Annotated in this window: 3 protein-coding genes; all 3 read left to right on the plus strand. The window is 68.5% G+C overall.

Annotated features, from left to right (window positions below; all coding sequences use genetic code 11):
• On the plus strand, positions 1-545 hold a 545-nt coding region (locus LQV45_RS28310), incomplete at its 5' end, for an ABC transporter substrate-binding protein (protein ID WP_230010264.1).
• Between the two features lie 44 nt (positions 546-589).
• Entirely contained in the window at positions 590-1,315 is a 726-nt protein-coding gene (locus LQV45_RS28315; RefSeq protein ID WP_230010266.1) for an ABC transporter ATP-binding protein, read from the plus strand.
• Positions 1,305-2,011 (plus strand): ABC transporter permease (locus LQV45_RS28320; protein ID WP_230010267.1); only part of this gene is annotated, 707 nt, incomplete at its 3' end. The genes LQV45_RS28315 and LQV45_RS28320, both read left to right, overlap by 11 nt.

Genomic DNA, 2,011 nt, shown 5'->3' on the forward strand with positions numbered 1-2,011 from the left:
TCTCGATCGACCCGACCGAGAACGCCCAGACCCTCAAGCTGTTCCAGGACGGCAAGCTCGACGGCGCGTGGCTGCCCGAGCCCTGGGCCTCCCGCCTGGTGCTCCAGGCCGGCGCGAAGGTCCTGGTCGACGAGAAGGACCTGTGGGAGAAGGGCGAGTTCGTCACCACCGTCCTGATCGTCAACAAGACGTTCGCGGCCGAGCACCCTGCCACGGTGCAGGCGTTGCTGAAGGGCCATGTCGAATCCGTGGACTGGCTCAACGCGGCGCCCGCCGCCGAGAAAGCCACCGTCCTCAACGACGGACTCAAGGCCGCCGCAGGCAAGGCGTTGTCGGCCGACGTCATCGACCGGTCCCTGAAGAACATTCTCTTCACCACCGACCCGCTCGCTGGGACGTACAAGAAGCTGCTCCAGGACGGCGTCGACGCCGGCACCACGAAGCAGGCCGACATCAACGGCATCTTCGACCTCACGGCGCTCAACAGCGTTCTGAGCGAGAGTGCCGGCAAGAAGATCTCCGCCGAGGGGCTCGGCAAGGACTAGCGCCCGGGCCCCCAGCCATCCGCCACAACAGTAAGGACCAGACCATGCCAGTCGTACTGGAACACCTGGGCAAGCGCTTCGGCGCCGGCGCCCCGGTGCTGGACGACGTCAACGCCACCATCGGGCAGGGCGAGTTTGTCGCCCTTCTCGGTGCCTCCGGCTGCGGCAAGTCCACCCTGCTCAACATCATGGCGGGACTGGAGGCCCCGACGTCGGGCGCCCTGGAAGTGCCCAGCGACGGCGCCGCCTTCATGTTCCAGGACGCGGCACTGTTTCCCTGGCTGACCGCGCGGGAGAACATCGAGCTGGCCCTGAAGCTGCGCGGCGTCGGGAAAGCCGACCGCCGGGTCCGGGCGCGGGAGCTGCTGGACCTGGTGCACCTGGGCGGTGCGGGGGACAAACGGCCCCACGAGCTCTCCGGCGGGATGCGCCAGCGCGTCTCCCTGGCCCGGTCGCTGGCCCAGGACCGCCAGCTGCTGCTCATGGACGAGCCGTTCGCGGCCCTGGACGCGATTACGCGGGACCTGCTCCATGACGAGCTGGAACGGATCTGGAAGGAAACCGGCCGGACCATCGTCTTTGTCACCCACAACGTCCGCGAGGCCGTCCGGCTGGGCCAGCGCGTCCTGCTGCTCTCCTCCCGGCCCGGCCGCGTGGTGCGGGAATGGCACGTCAGCGAAGAGCACCGCACCGACGCCGGACTGGCCGGCCAGCTCACCGGCGAAATCACCGCCCGGCTACGCGAGGAGATCCGCCGCCATGCCAAGTAACCAGCTTCCCGTGGCGGAAGCGCCGGTGGAGACCCGCAAGGTCCACGCCGCCCTGACCCGTTCCTCCACCGGCAAGGAAGACCTCCGCGAGCTCGAAGCGGGCCTCGACTCCCTGCAGTCAGACTCCATCCGCAAGGTCCGCATCGACTGGAGCCGGATCCTGCTGCCGGTGGCCGCGCTCGCGGTGCTGATCACCCTCTGGCAGTTGTACGTCTCCCTCGGCTTCAAGCGGCGCGACGTCGTGCCCGGCCCCCTGGATGTCATCGGCCAGGTCGGAACCCTGTGGGGGGAGGGCAAGCTTCAAGAGGCCGTCTGGACCTCGCTGCAGCGCGGCGTCGTGGGCTTCCTGATCAGCGTGGTGATCGCGACGCCGGTGGGTCTCGTGCTGGCCCAGGTGGCACCGCTGCGGCGCGCTTTCGGGCCGCTGATCTCCGGGCTGCAGGTCCTGCCGTCGGTGGCCTGGGTGCCGGCCGCTATTCTCTGGTTTGGGATCACGGATGCCACCGTGTATTTCGTGGTGTTCATGGGTGCGATTCCCTCGATCATCAACGGCCTGATCTCCGGTGTGGACCAGATTCCGCCGCAGTACCGCAGCGTCGGAAAGGTCCTGGGTGCGTCCCGGCTCCAGCTGGCCTTGCAGATCATCCTGCCGGCGGCCCTGCCCGGGTACCTCGGCGGTCTCAAACAGGGCTGGGC

The organism is Microbacterium sp. Bi128 (assembly GCF_918698205.1).